17 protein-coding genes are annotated in these 19,589 nt (G+C 71.3%); 8 read left to right on the top strand and 9 right to left on the bottom strand.

The annotated features are described in order from the left end of the window. Window positions 1–4 precede the first annotated feature (4 nt). The 4 genes from ACQPYZ_RS17740 to ACQPYZ_RS17725 form a co-directional block, all read right to left on the bottom strand. Window positions 5–1,645, bottom strand: a complete 1,641-nt coding sequence (locus ACQPYZ_RS17740; protein ID WP_433169543.1) for an FtsX-like permease family protein — start codon at window positions 1,643–1,645, stop codon at window positions 5–7. Between the two features lie 124 nt (window positions 1,646–1,769). Next, window positions 1,770–2,468 (bottom strand): ABC transporter ATP-binding protein, encoded by a 699-nt coding sequence (locus tag ACQPYZ_RS17735; protein WP_433169541.1) that lies wholly within the window; start codon window positions 2,466–2,468, stop codon window positions 1,770–1,772. A gap of 108 nt (window positions 2,469–2,576) precedes the next feature. Further along, window positions 2,577–3,641 carry a P1 family peptidase gene (locus tag ACQPYZ_RS17730; protein WP_433169540.1) on the bottom strand — a complete coding sequence of 355 codons (1,065 nt, stop codon included), beginning with the start codon at window positions 3,639–3,641 and terminating at the stop codon, window positions 2,577–2,579. Then, window positions 3,638–4,234 (bottom strand): hypothetical protein, encoded by a 597-nt coding sequence (locus ACQPYZ_RS17725; RefSeq protein WP_433169538.1) that lies wholly within the window; start codon window positions 4,232–4,234, stop codon window positions 3,638–3,640. The genes ACQPYZ_RS17730 and ACQPYZ_RS17725 overlap by 4 nt, the downstream gene beginning before the upstream one ends. A 72-nt stretch (window positions 4,235–4,306) precedes the next feature. Here ACQPYZ_RS17725 and ACQPYZ_RS17720 point away from each other — a divergent pair, with 72 nt between their 5' ends. Next, window positions 4,307–4,813, top strand: a complete 507-nt coding sequence (locus tag ACQPYZ_RS17720; RefSeq protein ID WP_433169536.1) for a DUF2087 domain-containing protein — start codon at window positions 4,307–4,309, stop codon at window positions 4,811–4,813. 47 nt (window positions 4,814–4,860) lie between these two features. On the opposite strand, the gene ACQPYZ_RS17715 is transcribed toward ACQPYZ_RS17720, so the two are convergent. Then, window positions 4,861–7,563, bottom strand: a complete 2,703-nt coding sequence (locus ACQPYZ_RS17715; protein WP_433169534.1) for a GNAT family N-acetyltransferase — start codon at window positions 7,561–7,563, stop codon at window positions 4,861–4,863. A 35-nt stretch (window positions 7,564–7,598) separates the two neighbouring features. Here ACQPYZ_RS17715 and ACQPYZ_RS17710 point away from each other — a divergent pair, with 35 nt between their 5' ends. The 4 genes from ACQPYZ_RS17710 to ACQPYZ_RS17695 are packed head-to-tail and all read left to right on the top strand — an operon-like array spanning window position 7,599 to window position 11,427. Next, window positions 7,599–8,651, top strand: a complete 1,053-nt coding sequence (locus tag ACQPYZ_RS17710) for an SLC13 family permease (RefSeq protein ID WP_433169532.1) — start codon at window positions 7,599–7,601, stop codon at window positions 8,649–8,651. Between the two features lie 10 nt (window positions 8,652–8,661). Next, the gene (locus ACQPYZ_RS17705; protein ID WP_433169530.1) at window positions 8,662–10,371 is read left to right on the top strand and encodes an AMP-binding protein; all 1,710 of its coding nucleotides are present in this window, start codon (window positions 8,662–8,664) and stop codon (window positions 10,369–10,371) included. 43 nt (window positions 10,372–10,414) lie between these two features. Next, on the top strand, window positions 10,415–11,182 hold the full coding sequence (locus ACQPYZ_RS17700; RefSeq protein ID WP_433169528.1) for an ABC transporter permease: 768 nt from the start codon (window positions 10,415–10,417) through the stop codon (window positions 11,180–11,182). After that, entirely contained in the window at window positions 11,179–11,427 is a 249-nt protein-coding gene (locus tag ACQPYZ_RS17695; RefSeq protein ID WP_433169526.1) for a DUF2630 family protein, read from the top strand. The genes ACQPYZ_RS17700 and ACQPYZ_RS17695 overlap by 4 nt, the downstream gene beginning before the upstream one ends. A gap of 3 nt (window positions 11,428–11,430) precedes the next feature. Here the strand turns inward: ACQPYZ_RS17695 and ACQPYZ_RS17690 are convergent, their stop codons facing one another. Genes ACQPYZ_RS17690 through ACQPYZ_RS17675 form a run of 4 tightly spaced genes read right to left on the bottom strand, consistent with a single transcriptional unit; the run spans window position 11,431 to window position 14,201 of the window. Beyond that, a complete protein-coding gene (locus ACQPYZ_RS17690; RefSeq protein ID WP_433169524.1) occupies window positions 11,431–11,853 on the bottom strand; it encodes a TIGR03667 family PPOX class F420-dependent oxidoreductase in 423 nt (140 codons plus the stop codon). Window positions 11,854–11,875: 22 nt separating this feature from the next. Further along, the gene (locus ACQPYZ_RS17685) at window positions 11,876–12,277 is read right to left on the bottom strand and encodes a CoA-binding protein (RefSeq protein WP_433169522.1); all 402 of its coding nucleotides are present in this window, start codon (window positions 12,275–12,277) and stop codon (window positions 11,876–11,878) included. A 14-nt stretch (window positions 12,278–12,291) separates the two neighbouring features. After that, entirely contained in the window at window positions 12,292–12,945 is a 654-nt protein-coding gene (locus tag ACQPYZ_RS17680) for a LuxR C-terminal-related transcriptional regulator (RefSeq protein ID WP_433169520.1), read from the bottom strand. Then, window positions 12,927–14,201, bottom strand: coding sequence for a sensor histidine kinase (locus tag ACQPYZ_RS17675; RefSeq protein WP_433169518.1), 1,275 nt, complete (start codon window positions 14,199–14,201; stop codon window positions 12,927–12,929). Before ACQPYZ_RS17675 ends, ACQPYZ_RS17680 begins: the two co-directional genes overlap by 19 nt. 109 nt (window positions 14,202–14,310) lie before the next feature. Here ACQPYZ_RS17675 and ACQPYZ_RS17670 point away from each other — a divergent pair, with 109 nt between their 5' ends. From ACQPYZ_RS17670 to ACQPYZ_RS17660, 3 genes are all read left to right on the top strand, one after another. Continuing rightward, on the top strand, window positions 14,311–15,078 hold the full coding sequence (locus tag ACQPYZ_RS17670) for an ABC transporter ATP-binding protein (RefSeq protein WP_433169516.1): 768 nt from the start codon (window positions 14,311–14,313) through the stop codon (window positions 15,076–15,078). Beyond that, a complete protein-coding gene (locus ACQPYZ_RS17665) occupies window positions 15,078–17,003 on the top strand; it encodes an FtsX-like permease family protein (RefSeq protein ID WP_433169514.1) in 1,926 nt (641 codons plus the stop codon). Before ACQPYZ_RS17670 ends, ACQPYZ_RS17665 begins: the two co-directional genes overlap by 1 nt. Window positions 17,004–17,136: 133 nt before the next feature. Continuing rightward, window positions 17,137–19,587, top strand: coding sequence for a DNA gyrase/topoisomerase IV subunit A (locus ACQPYZ_RS17660; protein ID WP_433169512.1), 2,451 nt, complete (start codon window positions 17,137–17,139; stop codon window positions 19,585–19,587). The last annotated feature ends 2 nt before the right edge of the window (window positions 19,588–19,589 follow it).

The following is a 19,589-nucleotide window of genomic DNA, read 5'->3' as shown; positions in this document are numbered from 1 at the left end:
GCGATCAGTTCGCACTTGCCTTCCGCAGGACCGGCGCGCCGGCGGCCCCCGCCACCGCGACCAGCACGAGTCCGGCGACCACCTGCCCGACCAGCACCAGCAGGCCCGAGGAGCCTTCGGTGATCACCTGGCCGCCGCTCAGCACCAGGCCGCAGAAGGCGCCGAATCCGACCACAGGCAGGCCGACACCGACGACCGGTACGACGGCCGCCAGCCGCGCAGCCCGTTCGATCACGGACAGCGGCACACCGGATCTCCGGAGCGCACGAGCCGGAGCCGCCTGGTCGAGCGCCGTACCGACCGCTCCGGCCGCGGTCGAGGCAGCGACGGTCAGGAACACGAGCCCGAGCAGCAGCACCACGCCGATCCGCAAATCCTGGAAGGTCGGGTCCTCGTCACCCGGCGGCATGAACACCGACATGAAGCCGGTGACGAAGCCACTCAGCACCAGCGCGGCCACCGGCCGGAACGCACCCTTCGGATCGTCCACCAGCCGCCGCCCGGCCAGCAACGTCACCGGTCCGTTGGCCAGGTTCGCCAGGATCCGCCCGATCACCTGGACTGCCCACGGCCCGATGATTCGTACGCCGAGCGCAGCGAAAGCGACCCCGATCAGCACCGGCAGCAGTCCCGTTCGCATCCCGTAGTACCCGAGGACGATCGGACCGACCACCAGCACGACCAGTCGCAACGCACTGGTCGCCTTGCGGGTCTGGCCGCGGACGACTCCGAGCGGGGTGATGCTGACCCGTCCGAGGCCGATGAGCGCGCTGATCACCGACAGCACGGGAACGGCGGCCAGGACGATCAGCACGGTCCACCAGTTGACGGTGATGTCCGAGAGGAACCATCGACCACCACCGAGCGGGATGCGCGCGATCAACGGTGTCAGCGCTGTGTAGCCGACCAGCCCGACGACTGCACCGGCCACGCCGAGCACTGCCTGTTCGACCGCGCTCAGCACGAGCACCTGGCTCCTGGTCGCACCCGCGAGCCGCAACGCGGCCAGCCGGTGTTCACGACGTTTGGCGGCCACCCCGGCTGCCTGACCGACCAGGCTGAGGAGCGGGAACAGGACCAGGGTGATGCCGAGGGCAACCGCCATCATCAGGCCGAGCATGCGGCTGTCCAGTACGTCTTCGCGCCAGCTGTTCACGTACTGCGGGTGCTCGCCGATGGCACCGGGTGCGACGCCACGGATGAGGACCAGTTCCTCGGGCGACGAGAGCCCTTCGTCCCTGATCACGCCGGTCGGCTGGGCGACGCCGTACTCCTTGCTGAGGTCGGCCCAGCGTTTCGCGAGGGCCGGCGAGACGAAGACCTCACCCGGCTTGGGGGTGTGGTCGAGGCCGGGCGGTGGCGCGACCTCGTTGGGGCGCAGGGTGGCGAGGTCGACGCGCAGCATCGGGAGGCCGTCGACCCGGAGGTCGTCCTCCTGGTCGATCGCGCCGATCGCGGTGGCCGGGTCCGCCTTGTCACCGCTGCGCCAGCCGATCCGGTCGGACCGGTGGAACAGGCCGAGCGAGCCGGCGATCAGAAAGGTGACCAGGAGTGCGACCACGGCGGTCGCGCCGAGCGCGGCCAAGTTGGCGGCGCGACCGCCGGGGCCGGGTCGGCGGACGAACCGCAGGCCGAGGCCGGTCATGGGGCCTCCCGGCCTGGACTGAGGAGCGGAGGGAGCGAAGCGACCGGAGTGACGAGGGAAGGCCGGGAGTCAAAGCCCCATGACCCGCCGCGCCGGAGGCGTGGCATCAGAACCGTCATCGGGCTCATCGGTCCGCTCCCAGCGACTCGCTCACCCGGCCGTCGACGATCCGCAGCACCCGGTGGCACCGGGCGGCGACGGCGTTGTCGTGGGTGACGACGACCACGGCGGCACCGCGATGGGTGGCCGCGCCGACGAGCAGGTCGATGACCTGGGCACCGGTCGCCGCGTCGAGGGCACCGGTCGGTTCGTCCGCGAAGACGGCCTGTGGCTCACCGACCAGGGCCCGGGCGATCGCGACCCGCTGCGCCTGACCGCCGGACAGTTCGCCCGGCCGGCGACCGGCCTCCGCGGACAGGCCGACCTGCGCGAGCATCGTCCGCGCGCGGCCGATGGCATCGCGCCGGCTCACGCCGTCGACCATCAGCGGCAGGGCGACGTTCTCGTCGGCCGGCAGTTCGGCGAGCAGTTGGTTGTCCTGGAAGACGAAGCCGAGCCGGCGCCGCCGCAGCACGGTCCGGCCGGCGTCGTTCAGCTGGTCGACGCGTTGGCCGGCCAACCAGACCTCGCCCTGGTCCGGGGTGAGGATGCCGGCCAGGACGTGGAGCAGCGTGGTCTTGCCGTTGCCGCTCGGGCCCATCACCGCGAGGGCTTCGCCCGACCGGACGGCGACGTCCACGCCGGCCAGGCCGACCACGTCACCGTAGTACTTGACCAGGCCGTGACCGCTGAGAACGACCTGCTGGGGACTCTGAAAGCTCATGCCGCTGAGCCTTTCGCGAGTCGCTCGACGGAGCGTCGGCCCACAGACCGGTCTTGACGTCGCCTTCCGATGTCCTTCGTCGCGGGGGCGTAGTACTGGGGTCGTACGTCAGTCGCTCCGGAAGGCTGACGGGTAGGCGTCGCGGTAGCTCAGGATCTCGCCGGCCGGGGTGTCGACGGTCTCGGCGGCCAGCATCGCGTGCACGACCGCGCGGGACAGCGTCCGGGCGCCGGCCGCGTAGACCGTCTCGAGTTGAGCGAGGGCGGCCGGGTCGGTGACGGTCAGCCGGGGACGGTCGTCGCCGGGGACGCGGGTCGAGAGCGCGAAGATGCTGTCGCCGTCGACCAGCGTGTGGATCGGGTCGATCGCCCGCGCCAGCCCGTCGTGCGCGACCATCGCCATCCGCTTCGCCGCCGCCTTGTCCAGCGGTACGTCGGTCGCCACCACCGCGATCACGGTGTTCATGGTCGGGCCTGGGATCAGGTTGCGGCCCGGGGTGACCAGCGCCGGGCGGTCGGTCGGCGTCCGCAGGTGGGCGAACTCGTCCCCGAGGCCGTAGCGGGCGCCGTACAACCGGCCCTCGGCGTCCACGGCCGAGCCGGCCGCGTTCACGATGACGAGCGCGCCGATCGTCGTACCGTCCTCCAGCCGGACGCTGGCCGCGCCGGTGCCACCCTTGAGCGACCGGGCCCGGGCGCCCGCGCCGGCGCCGTGGTTGCCGAGGGCAACAGGACCGTCGGTGGCGGCGGCGATCGCGTCGGCACCCCAGGACGGCGCGGGCCGAGCGCTGAAGTCGCCGCCGCGGCCGAGGTCGAACAGCACCGCGGTCGGCACGATCGGTACGACGTCCCGCTCCCCCGGCCCCACGCGCACACCCTCGCCGCGGTCCTCGAGCCACCGCATCACGCTGCCCGCGGTGTCGAGTCCGTACGCGCTGCCGCCGGTCAGCACGACCGCGTTCGCCCCCGGGTTGGAGTTCACCGGATCCAGCAGATCGGTCTCCCGCGTCCCGGGCGCTCCCCCACGCACGTCGACCCCGGCCACCGCCGTACCGGGGACGTGGACGACCGTCGTCCCGGTCAGGTACGGCGCGTCGACCCGCTCCACCTGCCCGACCAGCACCCCGGGCACGTCGGTGATCGAGTTCAGCGGGCCTGGCATGAGAGGCGTCACGGAACGATTCCCTCCTGTCGCATGAACCCGGCAAGGGCGCCGGCCTGGTCGCGGAGCAACGGATCGGCGTCCGTCGTACTCATCGACTCGACCTCCGCAAGCAGGCCCGGCCAGAGTACGTGCGCCGCCGCCCAGAGCCCACCTTCCCGCACCCGCGCGTCGTCCGCCCGCATCGCCGTCACGATCCTGCTCGCCCAGCCCGGGACTTCTCCTTCCGGCGCCCCCACCCCGAGCCGGACGAGCGCCGTCCGCCGGTGCTCGGCCGAGACGGCGGCGTCGACGGCAGCCACCAACGCGCCGTCGCTCGGGGGCTCGAAGTACTCCTGGAGCATCGCGGTCAGCTCGGTGACGCCGTCCCGCGTCGGTCCGGAGGTGAAGACGAAGCCGACCCCGATCGGGTGTTCCCGGCCGAAGTGCAGGTAGTAGCCGCCGGCCACGTGCCAGGTCACCTCGCGCGTCAGGCCGATCTCGACCGAGGCCGTGGTGGCCCGGACCTGCTCGGCGTTCATCAAGGTCGCGCACTCGGCGACGTCGGCTTCGGCCAGGTCGTCGGCGAGGATGATCCGGCGGCCGCGATGGGCACCCATGTGCATCCGGACATCCTCCGTCGGCGCCGGTTCACCAGCGGCGGAAATCCGGTTGCGGGGAGATTTAGTTTGGGAGGTATGAACGCTGAGCTGCTGTGTGGTCTGCTGGCTGAGCCGGCGCGGTTGCGGGTGTACTCCGCGGTCGTGCTCGGCGCCACGAGTCCCGAGCAGGTTGCCGGGAGCACCGGGTTGCCGGCGCCGACGGTCGCGAAAGCCGTGCAGCGACTGGCCAAGGGCGGGCTGATCACCGCCGGGCGCGACGGCCTGCGGGCGGACGAGGCGGCGTTCAAGGACGCGGTGCGCGAGAGCCGGCCGGAGTGGGTGCCGCTGGATCCGGATCCGGAGCGGGACGCGGTGCTGAGGTCGTTCATCCGGGACGGGCGGCTGACGCACTTCCCGACCGTGCCGGCGAAGTTCCGGGTGGTGCTGGAGCACATCGTCACCAGCTTCGAGCCGGGCCGCCGCTACCCCGAGTCCGAGGTGAACGAGCTCCTCAACCGCTGGCACCCCGACCACGCCGCCCTCCGCCGCGAACTCGTCGACGCCCGCCTCCTGACCCGCGCGGACAGCATCTACGTCAGGTGAGCCGGCAGCCAAAGTGAGGCGCGGCCGGCCACGGTGAGGCGGCGGGCTCAGGTGAGGCGGCGGGCCGGGGTGTCCTGGCGGGGTTTCTCGTTGGGGGCGATGCGGATCGCGGTGTCCAGGACGGTGGCGCCCTCGGCGCCGACCAGGACCGAGCGGAGATCGAGCCGGACGACCTCCTCGAGGTCCAGGGTCAGCCGGGACACCCGGTGCAGCAGATTCTCGATCGCGGAGATGTCGACCGGGTCGGTCCCGCGGTAGCCGTAGAGCAGCGGCGCCGCCCGGACCTCACGGACCATCTCCGCGGCGTCCCGCGTGGTCAACGGCGGCATCCGGTACGAGCGATCGCCCAGCAGGTCGGTGGCGACACCCGACAGTCCGAACGACACCACCGGCCCGAACGACACGTCCTCCAGGGCCGAGATCACCACCGGCACGCCCGGCGGCGCCATCTTCTGGACGACGAACTGCGCGCGTCCCGGGTCGGACGCCACGCCGAAGGTCTGGGTCATCTCGGCCCAGGCCTCGCGCATGTCGTCCTCGTCGTGGATGTGCCGCCAGATGTCGGCCAGGTCCGGCCGCATCCGCCACTGCTCGGCGGTCGCCTTCAGGATCACCTCGAACCCGAGATCGGCGGCCCGCTGCACCGCTTCGTCCGCGCTCAGCACCGGGAACGCCGGCAGCACCGACAGCCCGTAGAAGCTGAGCAGCAGTTGCCGGTCCGCGGCGTCCAGGTCGGCGCCGTTCGGGTGCCGTTGCAGGTACTCGGCGACGAAGTCCTCGGCCGCGCGGGTGTCCACGTCCGGCAGGTCCGGGATCCTGCTGTCCGACCGGCGCCGCCACTCGGCGTACTGCGTCGCCTTCGCGAGCGCACCCACGGCGTACTGCGGGTTGAGGAACGACGGGATCGAACCACGGGCCGCGCCGCCGTCGGCGTCCGGCACCCGGAGCTCCTCGGGCACGCTCCGGGAGGCGAGGAACGTCGAGACGACCGGCTTGTCCGAGCCGGCCGCGGCCGCGGCGAGCACCTGCGCGACCTCGGCGCCGTTCGCCTGGACCGGCGGCGTGAAGATGACTACGACCGAGTGCACCCGGTCGTCCGCGAACACCTCGGACAGCGCAATCCCGAACTCCTCCGCGGACGCGTCCGGGCTCAGGTTGCGCGGCTCCCCCGCCGTGTCCAGCCCGCAGCCGGCCATCGTGTCGAGGGCGAGCAGCGTCAGCGCGTCGGAGTTGCTGACGATCGCCACCCGTCGCCCCTTCGGCAGCGGCTGGTGCGCGAGCAGCTGGGCGACGTCGAACAGTTCGCCGGTGGTGTCGACCCCGATGAGCCCGCTCTGCCGGAACATCGACTCGACCGTTGCTGCTGGCAACTGACTGCGCCGGACCATCTGCCCGAGCGGGACGCCCTGGGTGGCCCGGCCGGACTTGAGCGCGACCACCGGCTTGCGGCCGGCCAGCCGCCGCGACACCCGGCTGAACTTGCGCGGGTTGCCCAGCGACTCCAGGTAGAGCAGGACGACCTCGGTCGACTCGTCGGAGTACCAGTACTGCATCAGGTCGTTGCCCGAGACATCGGCCCGGTTGCCCGCGGACACGAACGTCGACAGGCCCAGGCCACGCCCGGCCATGTCGGCCAGGATCGGCACCCCGAGCGCACCGGACTGGCAGAAGAACGCCACCCGGCCCGGGCTCGGCATCACCGGGGACAGCGTCGCGTTCAGCGACACGCCGCCGGCGGTGTTGATCACGCCGAGCGCGTTCGGCCCGATCACCCGCATCCCGTACGACCGGGCCAGCCCGGTCAGGTACCGCTGCCGCTTGCGGCCCTCGTCGCCGATCTCCGCGAACCCGCTCGACACCACGACCAGCCCGCGGACCCCCTTGGCCGCGCAGTCCAGGACGACGTCGGCGACCATCTCCGCCCGGACCGCGACCACGGCCAGGTCGACCGTGTCGTCCACGTCGCTGATCGTCGGGTACGCCGGAACGCCTTCGATCTCGTCCGCGTCGGTGTCGGTGTTCACGGCGTACAGCCGGCCGGTGAACCCGCCGTCGCGGAGGTTGCGCAGCAGCGCGTTGCCGATCGTCCCCTCCCGCCGGCTCGCACCGATCACCGCGACACTCGACGGGGTCAGCAGCCGGGCGATCGACAATGCCTCGGACCGCTGCTCGCGGGCCTGCATCACGCCGAACGAGGTGTCGGTCGGCGCGATGTCGAACTCGACCATGATCACGCCGTCCTCGAACTCCCGCATGACCTTGTAGCCGGCCTCGGTGAAGACGGTGATCATCTTGCGGTTGTCCGGCAGCACCTCGGCGACGAACCGGGTGATGCCGTTCTCCCGGGCCGCCTGGGCGAGGTGCTCGAGCAGCAACTGGCCGAGGCCGCGGCCCTGGTGAGCGTCCTCGATCAGGAACGCGACCTCCGCGGTCCGCCGGCCGGTCCGCTCGTACCGCCCGACGCCGATCATCTCGCTGCCGACGGTGACGATCAGCGCCAGCCGGTCGTGGTAGTCGACCTGGGTGAACCTGGCCACGTCCCGGTCGGACAGCTGCGGATAAGGCGCGAAGAAGCGGTAGTACTTCGACTGCTCGGACACCCGCGCGTAGAACGCCACCAGCAGGTCGGCGTCGTCCGCGGTGATCGGCCGCAGATGGGCGGTCGCGCCGTCCCGCAGGACGACGTCCGCCTCGAACTCCGCCGGATAACCGGCCGGCGGCTGCGCGTCATACTGGTCCGGCGGCGTCACCCGGCCAGCCTACTCAACCTGTCCCCCCGGAGGTCATGAATTTGGTCGCACGGATCGCCCCCGTGCTGGTCTTCCTGATCGCCGTCACCGTGATCGCCGAGCTGGCCGACCAGGCGAAAGTTTTCGACGTCGCCGCTCGTGAGGCCGCCCACCTGGCCCGCGGCCGGGTGTGGCGGCTCTGGTTGCTCGTCGTCGTGCTCGCCACCGGCCTCACCATCGTCCTGTCGCTCGACACCTGCGCGGTGCTGCTGACCCCGGTCGTCCTGTCGATGGCGCGGCAACTCGGGATCCCGCCGAAGCTGTTCGCCTTCACCACCGTCTGGCTGGCCGGCACGGCGTCGCTCCTGCTCCCGGTCTCGAACCTGACCAACCTGCTCGCGCTGCACCAGTTCCGCGCGCTCGACGCCCACTTCCTCGCGTTCAGCTGGCGGCCGGCGATCGCGGCGGTCCTGATCACGGTCGCCGTCCTGGCCGTGCTGTTCCACCGCGATCTCCGGCGGACGTACGACGTACCGCCGACACCGCACGTGGACGACAAGGTGCTGTTCTGGGGATCGGCCGCCGTGTGCCTGCTGCTCGGGCCGGCGTTCGTCTCCGGGATCGAGGTGGCCTGGCCGGCCACGGCCGGAGCGCTCGTGCTGGTCGTGCTGTTCGCGATCCGGCGGCGGAGCGCACTGCGGTGGTCGCTGATCCCGGCCAAGCTGGTCGTCACCGTGACCGGACTCTTCCTGGTCGTCGGCTTCCTCTCCGACCACGGCCTGCAGACCATCCTCAGCCGGATCGCCGGGACGACCTCCGAGCTGCGGTTGAGCGCGACCGCGGCCCTCGGCGCGAATCTGGCCGACAACCTCCCGGCGTACCTGGCGATGGAGCCCGTCGCCGCCGACAGTCCGCATCGGATGACGGCCCTGCTGATCGGGGTGAACTGCGGTTGCCTGCTCACCCTCTGGGGGTCGCTCGCGACGCTCCTGTGGCGGGACCGCTGCGACGCCGCCCGGGTCGACATCTCCTGGTGGTCGTTCCTGTGGCGCGGACTGATTCTCACGCCACTCGTCGTGACAGGGTCGGTGCTCGCGCTGGGTGGGTAATGTGCGGGACATGTCGACGGAGCAGAGCACTTCGGACGTCACCCGCGAGTTCCGGGCGGCCCGGGACTTCCTGGTCGCTCACCGGGAGGACTACGAGATGGCGTACCGGGACTTCAGCTGGCCGGCGTTCGACCGGTTCAACTGGGCCCGGGACTGGTTCGACGCGCTCGCGGTCGAGCAGCCCGAGGTGGCCGCGCTGACGATCGTCGAGGAGGACGGCGAGGTCAACACCCGCACGTACGCCGAGCTGGCCGAGCGGTCCCGGCGGGTCGCCGGCTGGCTGACCGAGGCGGACCTGAAGCCGGGTGACCGCGTGCTGGTCGTCCTCGGCAACACCGTCCCGCTGTGGGAGATCATGCTCGGCTGCATCCGGGCCGGCGCGGTGATGATCCCCGCGACCACGCTGCTGACCGACGCCGACCTGGCCGACCGGATCGAGCGCGGCGGCGTCCGGGCCGTGGTCACCGGCAGCGCCGAGACCGGCCGGTACGCCGGGATCGCCGACCACTGTCTTCGCGTCGCCGTCGGCGATCCCGTGGACGGCTGGCTGCACTACGACGACTCGGCGCAGTACGACGGACCGGTCCCCGAGGTGGACACGGCCGCGAACGACTCGCTGCTGCTCTACTTCACCTCCGGCACGACGAGTCAGCCGAAGCTGGTCGAGCACACCCAGGTCAGCTACCCGGTCGGCCACCTGTCGACCATGTACTGGATCGGCCTGCAGCCCGGCGACGTCCACCTGAACGTCTCCTCCCCCGGCTGGGCGAAGCACTCCTGGAGCAACGTGTTCGCGCCCTGGAACGCGGGCGCGACCGTCTTCCTCTACAACTACACGCGGTTCGACGCCGAGAAGATGCTGCAGGTCCTGCAGACGTACGGCGTGACGACGTTCTGCGCGCCGCCGACGGTCTGGCGGATGCTCATCCAGGCCGACCTGTCCGCGGTCGAGGTCCAGATCCGGGAGTGCATCTCGGCCGGTGAGCCGCTCAACCCCGAGGTGATCGAGCAGGTCCGCAACGCCTGGGGTATCACCATCCGGGACGGGTACGGGCAGACCGAGACGACCGCGCAGATCGGCAACACGCCGGGCCAGCCGGTCAAGCCCGGCTCGATGGGCCGCCCGCTGCCCGGGTACACGATCACCCTGATCGACCCGTCGACCGACGAGATCGGCGACGACGGCGAGATCTGCATCGAGCTCGCGCCGGCCCCGGTCCCGCTGATGCGGGGCTATCGCGACGCCCGCGAGCTGACCGCCGAGGTCATGCGCGGCGGGCACTACCACACCGGTGACGTGGCCGGCCGGGACGAGGACGGGTACATCACCTACGTCGGCCGCTCCGACGACGTGTTCAAGGCCAGCGACTACCGGATCTCGCCGTTCGAGCTGGAGTCGGTCCTGATCGAGCATCCGGCGGTCGCCGAGGCGGCCGTCGTACCGTCGCCCGACCCGGTCCGGCTCGCGGTGCCGAAGGCGTACGTCGTACTGGCCGCCGGGCACGCGCCGAGCCGGGAGCTGGCCGGCGAGATCCTGCAGTTCTGCCGGGACCACCTCGCGCCGTACAAGCGGATCCGGCGGATCGAGTTCGCCACGCTGCCGAAGACCATCTCGGGCAAGATCCGCCGGGTCGAGCTGCGAGCGGACGAGGCGTCCAAGGTGGAGGCAGGTGAGCCGGGCGAGCACGCGTACGACGAGGCCGACTTCAAGCAGGGGTGAGTCGAGCCGTTCCGATCAGCGGGGTGCGTGCTGAAATGGGCGGATGTCGTTCGACACCGGGCTGGGGCTCGCGGCGGTCGTCGTCCTGCCGCTGCTGATCGCGATCGGCGTCGGCGCGTCCCGGTACGCCGGGCTGCGGCACGACAAGGGGATCGTCACCGCCGCGGTGCGCGCGGTCCTGCAGCTGACCGCGGTCGGCCTGGTGGTCGGGGTCGCCCTGCAGCACACGCTCGGCGCGATCGCGTTCGTGCTGGTGATGTTCGTCGTCGCGACCGCGACCAGCACCCGGCGGATCCACTCGACGGCGGTGATCCCACGGCAGTGGATGTACTGCGCGACCGCGATCGGCTGCGGCGCGTTCGCCGTACTGCTGCTGCTCCTCCTGCCCGGCGTGGTGCCGCGGAACCCGGCGACCATCCTGCCGATGGGCGGCATCATCATCGGCGGCGCGATGACCGCGACCACGCTGGCGGGCCGGCGGGTGCTGAACGAGTACGGCACCCGGTACGGCGAGTTCGAGGCCGGGTTGTCGATCGGGCTGCTGCCGCCGGACGCGTTCAAGCAGGTGGTCGGTCCGGTCGCGGGCGACGCGCTGCTGCCCGCGCTCGACCAGACCCGGACGGTCGGGCTGGTGTCGCTGCCCGGCGCGTTCGTCGGCATGGTGCTCGGCGGGGCGTCACCGACCGAGGCCGCCGCGCTGCAGCTCGTGGTCCTGATCGGCCTGATCGCGGCCGAGACGCTGGCGATCCTGACCGTCACCGAGCTCCTGGCCCGGTCGGCCCTTCCGGACGGGCGTACGGTTTCCCCATGAGCGATGACACCAGCATCTTCAGCCGGATCGACGAACTCGTCGCCGAGGAGCACGAGCTGCGCACCAAGCACAGCGCCGGCCAGATCGACCGCGAGGAGGAGCGGGCCCGCCTGCGCGCCCTCGAGGTCGAGCTCGACCAGTGCTGGGACCTGCTCCGCCAGCGCCGCGCCAAGCGCGAGTTCGGCGAGAACCCCGACGACGCCACGGCCCGCTCCGCCGACACGGTCGAGGGCTACCTCAACTGAGGCTCAGAAGCCGCGGAGTTTGTCCGGGGTGATGCGGACGACGACCGAGTAGTCGGCGTGGAACTGCTCGTTCGTCATGCCGAGCCCGGCGATGTCCTCGGCGTACTTCGCGTCGTACGCCGCCAGCTCGTCACCGCTCAGCGGGGCGTCGTCGACGGCCGCCGTACCGGAGATCACCCCGACGTCGCCGCCGGTGTCGGTGGCGTTGAAGTTGAGCGCGACCCGCGGCTGCGCGGTGATGTTGTGCAGCTTGGCCTTGTCCGGCTGGCTGGCGATCAGCACCTGGCCGTCGTGCCAGAGGAACCAGACCGGGTTCGGCGCCGGCGTCCCGGACCGGCCGACCGTGGTCAGCCAGATCACCGTCTCGTCGCCGAGCTGACGCTCGATCCGCGTGCCGAAATCCGTGGAGGTGTCGATGGTGAGCATCAGAACCCTTCGGTGGTGACGGTCAGGACGGACCCAGCCGCCCCCACTCGATCGCCGGGCAGCGGTCCATCGCCATGGTGAGACCGGCGGCCGTCGTCCGCGTGTACGCGTCCGGATCCACTACATCCAGTTGGAACCACACCGCCTTCGCGTTGATTCCCACCGCCTGGTCCGCGACGTCGCCGGCCAGCTCCGAACGGACGAACACGTCGACGCAGTCGACCGGGAACGGGATGTCGGCCAGCGTGGCGTAACCCTGCTCGCCGTGCACCGTCTCGGCCGACGGATGCACCGGCACGATCCGCTTGCCGTGGCCCTGCAGGAACCGCGCGACGCCGTACGCCGCCCGGCTGGTGTTGTTCGACAGCCCCACCACGGCCCACGTCTCGCAGTCGGCCAGGATCTTGCGGATGTCCTCGTCCATACCTCGATCCTCTCTCAGCCGCGCAAGTACGTCAGCACCGCTGAGACCCGGCGGTCGAGCCCGTCGTCCAGCCGCAGCTTGGCGAAGATGTTGCCGACGTGCTTGCGGACGGCGGCCTCGCTGACCACCAGCTGCTCCGCGATCGACGCGTTCACCCGGCCTTCGGCCATCAGCGCGAGTACTTCGAGCTCTCGCGGGGTCAGCGCCGACAACGGCCCGTCGTTCCGGCGCCGCGCCAGCAGTTGCCGGACCACCTCCGGGTCGACCACGGTCCCGCCGTCCGCGACCCGGTCGAGCGACTCGAGGAACTCCGCGACGTGCCCCACGCGGTCCTTCAGCAGGTAGCCGATCCCGCCGGTGGTTGTCTCCAGCAACGAGGAGAGGTACGCGTCGGCGACGTACTGCGAGAGCACCAGGATCCCGATCGACGGCAGCTCGGCGCGGATCGCGGCCGCCGCCCGCAGGCCCTCGTCGCTGTGACCGGGCGGCATCCGGACGTCGGTGATCACCACGTCGGGCGGCTCCTTGCGGACGACGGCCAGGAGCGTGTCCGCGTCCCCGACGGTGTCCCGTATCTCATGACCGGCGCGGTCCAGGATGCTGGCCAGACCCTCGCGCAGCAGCAACGAGTCTTCGGCCAGCACGATGCTCAGTCGCCGAGTCGGCACGGGCACTCCATCCTCAGTCGAGTCGGCCCACCGGGTGGGCTGTCGAGGTCGAGTGTGCCTCCCAAGGCGTCCAACCGGGTCACCAGTCCGGTCAGTCCGGTGCCGGCGCCGGCGCGGGCACCGCCGATGCCGTCGTCGGTGATGCTGATCACCAGCCGATCGCGCTCGACCCAGCCGGTCACGTCGCACGTGTTCGCGCGGGCGTGCTTGGCGACGTTCGCGAGCGCCTCGCTGACGACGAAGTACGCCGCTGCCTCGATCGGCGGCGGCAGTCGCGCGGGAAGCGTCAGCTGCACGGTCACCGGCAGCGGACTCCGGTCGGCGACCTCCAGTACAGCGGCTTCGAGCCCGTGGTCGACGAGCACGCGCGGGTGGATGCCCCGGACCGCCTCCCGCAGGTCCGCCAGCGCGGCCTCGGCCTCCGAATGCGCCTTCACGACCAGCCGCTTGCCCTCGCCCTCCGGCAGGTCCAGCTCGGCCAGTCCCAACGTCATGGTCAGGCCGACCAGCCGCTGCTGGACACCGTCGTGGAGATGCCGCTCGATCCGGGCGCGCTCGGTCTCGAACGCGTCCACCAGGTCGAGCCGGGACCGGCGGAGCTCGGCCACGTTCCGCTGCAGCTCGGCCTGGCGCGGCCCGAGCATCGCCTTGGCGAGCGCGGCCTCGGCGCCGGCGAGGACCCCGAGCAGATAGGAGCTGACGGCGAAGAAGAGCGGTCCGAAGCCGAGCAGGAAGAGGAACCCCTCCTGTGCGCTGTCGAGGATCCACGGCCCCATGCCCATCTCGTCGCCGTCGGCGATCACCGGAGAAGCCAGGGTGATGCCCAGGACGGCCGCGCTGACGCCTCCCACGGCCGCGCTGAACGGCCAGACGAACACGCCCAGCACGAACCCGTACCCGAGCGCCCGCAGCGACGCCTGCTCCCGGCGCCGGAACTTCAGCTTCTCCCGGAGCGACAACGACGCGGGTATGGCGGCGTGCGGACTGTCGATCCCGCCGACCAGCACGAGTCGCGCCCGCCACCGCTCGAGCCGGCCGATCACCACCCCGATCAGCGGGAACATCGTGATCAACAGGATCCCGATCAGGATCGGGCTGAGCACCGCACTCGCCCCCGCGAACCCGAACAGTACGGCGATGCTCACGACACCGACCGGGACCGAGGTGAGCAGGTACGCGTAGCTGCGCCACGGCCAGGACGACACCAGGAACCGCGGCGACGCCATCGCGGACCAGGTCGTCGTCGGTCTCTCCACCTGGACAACCCTAGGTCCGTCACCGGCCGGTGGACGGTAGCGTGCGCGCTACTCCAGGTCTCTTCCGTACGCCAGCGCCTCCGCGGCCGGTCCGCGGTTGCCTGGTGACATGACCGCTACCGCGCCGACGTACCCGAGCGTCGTACCCACCGAACCGCCCGCCCTGCTGCTGGACGGGATCACCAAGACCTACCGGTCGAAGGCCGGCGCGGTCGACGCGCTGCGAGGCGTGACGTACCACTTCGAGCGCGGGTCGTTCACCGCGGTGATGGGTCCGTCCGGCTCCGGCAAGTCCACCCTGCTGCAATGCGCGGCCGGCCTCGACCAGCCGAGCGAGGGCACCGTCGTCCTCGGCGGCGTGAACCTCCGCGGACTCGACGAGGTCGCGCTCACCAAGCTGCGCCGCAAGGAGATGGGGTTCGTCTTCCAGGCCTACAACCTGCTGCCCTCGTTGACGGTGTACGACAACGTCGCCCTCCCCTTGCGGCTGACCGGTCGCCGCCCGAGCCGGAACGACGTACACCGGGTGCTGGGTCAGGTCGGTTTGGAAGGCAAGGCGAAGCGGCGGCCCGCGGAGCTGTCCGGTGGGCAGCAGCAGCGGGTCGCGATCGCCCGGGCACTGATCACCCGGCCGTCGGTCTTCTTCGCCGACGAACCGACCGGCGCGCTCGACAGCGGGACCAGCCGGCAGGTGCTCACGCTGTTGCGGGAGGCAACCGACCGGGCCGGCCAGACCGTGGTGATGGTGACCCACGACCCGGTCGCGGCCGCGTACGCCGAACGCGTCCTGTTCCTGTCCGACGGGCTGATCGCGGGCCACCTCGACCGCGGTACGCCGGCCCAGATCGCCGCCGCGATGAGCTCGCTGGAGAAGTGATGTTCCACCTCAGCCGTCAGACCGTCGGCCGGCACCGCTCGCTGTACGCCGGTTCGTTCATCGCGCTCGCGGTCGGTGTCTTCCTGCTCGGCCTGGCCGCCACCGCGACCGCCGCGACGATCGCCTACGACGGCCCGGCCGCAGCGCGCCTGACCGTGACGACCCTGGGCAGCGACGACACCCCGCCGCAACAGGTCCGGGTGCCGTTGTCGGACGCCGACGTGTCCGGGTTGCAGACCGTGCTCAGCATGGTCGGCACGCTCGCCGGTTTCATCACGATCTTCGTCATCGCCAGCACGTTCGCCTTCGCGGTCGCCTCCCGCCGCCGCGAACTCGGCCTGCTCCGGCTGATCGGCGCGACCCCGCGGCAGGTACGGCGGATGGTCCTCGGCGAAGCGTTCGTCGTCGCCCTGGCGGCGTCGCTGACCGGTGCGGTGCTCGCTCAGTTGGCGACCCCGCTCCTGCTCAGCAAGGCGTCGTACTCCGAGCTCGCGCCGGTGAAGCTGGAGCCGGCCTCGCCCTGGGCACCGCTCGCGATCGCCGTCGGCGCCGGGCTGCTCGTGGCGATGCTCGGCGCCCGGTCGGCGGCCCGTCGGGCGGGACGGGTCGGCCCGATCGACGCGTTGCGCGAGGCGGCACTGGAGCCGCCGCGGATCGGACCGGTGCGGATCGCCTTCGGACTGATCTTCCTGGCCGGCTCGATCACCCTGCTGACGCTGATCCGTCCCTCCAGCGGCGAGGGCGCGATCCCGCTGGCGATGTTCACGCCGATGCTGCTGGTGATCGCCCTGACGCTGCTGGCGCCGATGATCGTGCCGTGGATCAGCCGGTTGTGGGCCGTGCCGCTGACCACCTGGACCCGGGTGTCGGGGCTGCTCGGGCGCAGCAACGTGATCGCCGCTCCGCGCCGCAGCGCCTCGCTCGCGGCCCCGATCCTGGCCATCTCGGCGATCGCCGGGTCGATGGTCCTCAGCCTCAGCTTCGCGGCCGACAGCGCGGAGGCGACCATTCGCGACGCGGTCCAGGCACCGGTCGTAGTCACCGATTCGCATCTTTCCTCCACCGCCGGCGTCGCCGTGGCGGACGCCGGTCTGCCGCTGCAGTTCGTCCGGATCAGCGAGGACTACGCGCAGCTCGAGGACGCCGAGGGCATCGATCCCGCGATCGCGGCCAAGACCCGTCGGCTGACCCCGCTGGCCGGCGACCTGTCCCAGCTGACCGGCAACTCGGTTGCTGTGGGCAAGGAGATGAGCGGGTTCGAGGGCTACCGGGTCGGCGACGAGGTGTCGGTGACGTTCCTGGACAAGACGTCGGCCAAGCTCCGGGTGGTCGCCGTCGTCCCGGACGCGTTCGGCATGAGCCCGTCGTTCCTGGTGCCGCTCGACCTCGCCCGCAAGCACGCGCCGACCGCCGAGCCGGAGCGGATCTTCGTCCAGCCCGCTCCCGGCGCCGACCTGCTCGGGACGCTCGAGAACGCCGTACCAGCGGCCCAATGGGAGGCCGAGCAGGCGCAGGGTGTCCGCGACGGCAACCGGTTCGGACTGATCCTGCTGCTCGGACCGGCCGCGCTCTACAGCGCCATCGCGATCGCCAACACGCTGCTGATGGGCAGTCTGCAGCGGCGGCACGAGTTCGTCACCTCCCGGCTGCTCGGGGCCACGCCGGCCCAGATCCGCCGGATGGTGCTCTGGGAGTCCGCCCTGGTCGGCGCGGTCGCCCTCAGCCTCGGTACGGCGATCACCGTCACCGTCGGCGTCCTGCTGCGGCGGGCGATGACGGCCGGGATGACCGACGTACCGGTGACCGTGCCGTGGGGTGTGCTGCTGGGTATCGCCGGGATCTGTCTGACCCTGGCGGTAGGGTCCGCCCTGGCCCCGACGACGTACATCCTGCGCCGGTCGCAGCCGTCTGCCGCGGTGGAATAGACCACAACGGCGGCGGTTCTCCGGCAGGAGGGCGGGTCGTGGCCGGGCATTTCGTTGTCGACCAGGGACAATGGGCACGGCGCCGGACCGTCGCGGCGCCGTACCGGTTCGATCGAGGAGCAGTAGAACCCGCATGGCACGCCGTTCCAGCACCACCGCCGAGCCCGAGGACTTCGAGGAGCGCATCCTCGACGTCGACGTCTCCGACGAGATGCGCACCAGCTTCCTGGAGTACGCCTACTCGGTGATCTACTCCCGGGCGCTGCCGGACGCGCGGGACGGGCTGAAACCGGTCCAGCGGCGGATCCTGTTCTCGATGGCGGAGAACAACATCCGCCCCGACCGCGGCCACGTCAAGTCGGCCCGCGTCGTCGGTGAGGTGATGGGTAAGTACCACCCGCACGGCGACGGCGCGATCTACGACGCCCTGGTCCGGACCGCGCAGCCGTGGTCGATGCGGCTGCCGCTGATCGACGGCCACGGGAACTTCGGCTCGCTCGACGACGGCCCGGCCGCGATGCGGTACACCGAGTGCCGGATGGCCCCGTCCGCGGTGGCGATGACCGCCGGCCTGGACGAGAACGTGGTCGAGTTCCGGCCGAACTACGACGGCCAGGAGGAGGAGCCGTCGGTGCTGCCGGCGGCGTTCCCGAACCTGCTGGTCAACGGCGCCGCCGGGATCGCGGTCGGGATGGCGACCAACATGGCGCCGCACAACCTGGTCGAGGTGATCCAGGCGCTGCGGCACCTGATCAAGACGCCCGGCGCCGACCTGGACGACCTGATGCGGTTCGTGCCCGGGCCCGACCTGCCGACCGGCGGCAAGATCGTCGGCCTGGAGGGCATCAAGGACGCCTACGCCACCGGCCGCGGCAGCTTCAAGATGCGCGCCACCGCCCGGATCGAGAACGTCACCGCCCGCCGCAAGGGCATCGTGGTCACCGAGCTGCCGTACACGGTCGGCCCGGAGAAGGTGATCGAGAAGATCAAGACCCTGGTCCAGTCGAAGAAGCTGCAGGGCATCGCCGACGTCAAGGACCTGACCGACCGGACCAACGGCACCCAGCTGGTGATCGAGGTCAAGAACGGCTTCGTCCCCGAGGCCGTGCTGGAGCAGCTGTACAAGCTGACCCCGCTGGAGGACTCGTTCTCGATCAACGCGGTCTGCCTGGTCGACGGCCAGCCCCGCACGCTCGGCCTGAAGGAGCTCCTCGAGGTCTACCTCGGCCACCGGTACGACGTCGTCCGCCGGCGCAGCGAGTTCCGCCGGAAGAAGGCGCAGGACCGGCTGCACATCGTCGACGGCCTGCTGGTCGCGATCCTCGACATCGACGAGGTCATCCAGGTCATCCGCGGCAGCGAGGACGCGGCCCAGGCCCGCGGCCGGCTGATGGAGATCTACGACCTGACCGAGATCCAGGCCAACTACATCCTGGACATGCCGCTGCGCCGGCTGACGAAGTACTCCAAGCTCGAGCTGGAGACCGAGAAGGGCGAGCTGGAGCGCGAGATCGAGCGGCTGACCGCGATCCTCGAGGACGAGAACCTGCTCCGCAAGACGGTCTCCGACGAGCTGGCCGAGATCGCCAAGACCTACGGCACCCCGCGCCGCACCGTGTTGCTGGAGTCGTCCGGCGCCACCAAGACCGCGGCCGTGCCGCTCGAGGTCACCGACGACCCCTGCTGGGTGCTGATGAGCTCGACCGGCCTGCTCGCCCGGACCAACGGCGTCGAGCCGTTCGGCACCGGCGACACCCGGGCCAAGCACGACGCGATCGTGTCCGCGGTGAAGAGCACCGCCCGCGGCCAGTACGGCCTGATCACGAGCGCCGGCCGGCTGATCCGGCTCGAGTCCCTCGACCTCCCCGCCGTACCGACGACCGCCAACGCGCCGAACCTGCAGGGCGGCGCCCCGGTCGCGGAGTTCGTGTCGCTGGAGCCGGGTGAGAAGGCGCTCGCGCTGACCACGATGGACCCGGACTCGATCGGGGTCGCGCTCGGGACGACGGGCGGCGTGGTGAAGCGGGTCGTGCCGGACCACCTGAGCAACCGCGACGCCTGGGAGATCGTCCGGCTGAACGACGGCGACGAGGTCGTCGGCGCGGTCGAGCTGACCACCGGCGACGAGGAGCTCTGCTTCATCACCTCCGACGCGCAACTGCTGCACTTCCCGGCCTCCGCGGTCCGCCCGCAGGGCCGGACCGCGGGCGGGATGGCCGGCGTCCGGCTCGCCAAGGGCGCCAAGGTCGTGTACTTCGGAGCCGTCGACACCGGCCGTGAGGCGCAGGTCGTCACGATCGCGGGCTCGTCGTCCGCACTGCCGGGGACCGAGGTCGGCGCGGTCAAGGTGACCCCCTTCAGCGAGTACCCAGGCAAGGGCCGCGGCACCGGCGGGGTGCGCTGCCAGCGGCTGCTCAAGGGCGAGGACGGACTGCTGCTCGGGTTCGTCGGCGCCGCCCCGGTCCGGGCCAGCGCGAGCAGCGGTGCGCCGGTGGACCTGCCTCCGATCGACCCGCGGCGGGACGGTTCCGGCGTACCCGTGGCCCAGCCCATCGCAGCATGCGCTCCTGATTTGGCAGGCTGACC

Source organism: Kribbella sp. CA-247076, assembly GCF_050942445.1.
GTDB lineage: Bacteria > Actinomycetota > Actinomycetes > Propionibacteriales > Kribbellaceae > Kribbella.
This window is presented reverse-complemented; position numbering and strand designations above follow the sequence as displayed.

Bases quoted from the DNA above. Each gene is read 5' to 3' on its own strand.
- ACQPYZ_RS17740 (WP_433169543.1), bottom strand. From the start codon at position 1,645: ATGACCGGCCTCGGCCTGCGGTTCGTCCGCCGACCCGGCCCCGGCGGT.
- ACQPYZ_RS17735 (WP_433169541.1), bottom strand. From the start codon at position 2,468: ATGAGCTTTCAGAGTCCCCAGCAGGTCGTTCTCAGCGGTCACGGCCTG.
- ACQPYZ_RS17725 (WP_433169538.1), bottom strand. From the start codon at position 4,234: ATGCACATGGGTGCCCATCGCGGCCGCCGGATCATCCTCGCCGACGAC.
- ACQPYZ_RS17720 (WP_433169536.1), top strand. From the start codon at position 4,307: ATGAACGCTGAGCTGCTGTGTGGTCTGCTGGCTGAGCCGGCGCGGTTG.
- ACQPYZ_RS17710 (WP_433169532.1), top strand. From the start codon at position 7,599: ATGAATTTGGTCGCACGGATCGCCCCCGTGCTGGTCTTCCTGATCGCC.
- ACQPYZ_RS17705 (WP_433169530.1), top strand. From the start codon at position 8,662: ATGTCGACGGAGCAGAGCACTTCGGACGTCACCCGCGAGTTCCGGGCG.
- ACQPYZ_RS17700 (WP_433169528.1), top strand. From the start codon at position 10,415: ATGTCGTTCGACACCGGGCTGGGGCTCGCGGCGGTCGTCGTCCTGCCG.
- ACQPYZ_RS17695 (WP_433169526.1), top strand. From the start codon at position 11,179: ATGAGCGATGACACCAGCATCTTCAGCCGGATCGACGAACTCGTCGCC.
- ACQPYZ_RS17690 (WP_433169524.1), bottom strand. From the start codon at position 11,853: ATGCTCACCATCGACACCTCCACGGATTTCGGCACGCGGATCGAGCGT.
- ACQPYZ_RS17685 (WP_433169522.1), bottom strand. From the start codon at position 12,277: ATGGACGAGGACATCCGCAAGATCCTGGCCGACTGCGAGACGTGGGCC.
- ACQPYZ_RS17670 (WP_433169516.1), top strand. From the start codon at position 14,311: ATGACCGCTACCGCGCCGACGTACCCGAGCGTCGTACCCACCGAACCG.
- ACQPYZ_RS17665 (WP_433169514.1), top strand. From the start codon at position 15,078: ATGTTCCACCTCAGCCGTCAGACCGTCGGCCGGCACCGCTCGCTGTAC.
- ACQPYZ_RS17660 (WP_433169512.1), top strand. From the start codon at position 17,137: ATGGCACGCCGTTCCAGCACCACCGCCGAGCCCGAGGACTTCGAGGAG.